2 protein-coding genes are annotated in these 448 nt (G+C 53.6%); both read left to right on the forward strand.

Annotated features, from left to right (window positions below; genetic code table 11):
- On the forward strand, positions 1-93 hold a 93-nt coding region (locus EZM41_RS14810), incomplete at its 5' end, for a phosphoribosylformylglycinamidine synthase subunit PurS (protein ID WP_198471287.1).
- Complete coding sequence (locus EZM41_RS11900) at positions 90-296, forward strand: hypothetical protein (protein ID WP_198471288.1); 207 nt, start codon at positions 90-92, stop codon at positions 294-296. The genes EZM41_RS14810 and EZM41_RS11900, both read left to right, overlap by 4 nt.
- Positions 297-448: the final 152 nt, after the last annotated feature.

Here is a 448-nt window from a genome sequence, read left to right on the forward strand (position 1 = left end):
GCACGCCGACGAGCGGAGGCGATGTGCAGCGATCTGTTGGTCAACGACCTCATAGAGGAATATTCTCTGGTGGTGGAGGAAGAATGGAAATGAAGGTCGCTGTGGTCGTCTGTCCCGGGAGCAATTGCGATGCCGATGTGGCTCATGCCGTCGAGGTCACGATCGGGGCATCCGTCGAAATGGTATGGCATGCGCGCGAATCCCTACCTGCCGGGACAGACCTCGTGATATTGCCCGGCGGACCTCAAAGCCTTTTCCTACCCACGAGGCGAGCTCCTTGGAATCATCGAAATTGAACGGCCGCAGGCAAAACAGATGTCCGCATTTCTCGCACCTGAAATGCCATACTTAATAACCTTGCCGGTTTTTTTGGCATCATCGATGAGGTCTTGCGTCGTCTTCCATGGAGATTTAGCGTTGACGGTTAGTATTATTGGTTCATAGCTGA

Origin of the sequence: Acetomicrobium sp. S15 = DSM 107314, assembly GCF_016125955.1 — a bacterium.
Classification (GTDB): Bacteria; Synergistota; Synergistia; order Synergistales; family Thermosynergistaceae; genus Thermosynergistes; species Thermosynergistes pyruvativorans.

Excerpts from the sequence above, each read along its gene's own strand:
- EZM41_RS11900 (WP_198471288.1), top strand. The coding sequence starts at position 90 with ATGAAGGTCGCTGTGGTCGTCTGTCCCGGGAGCAATTGCGATGCCGAT.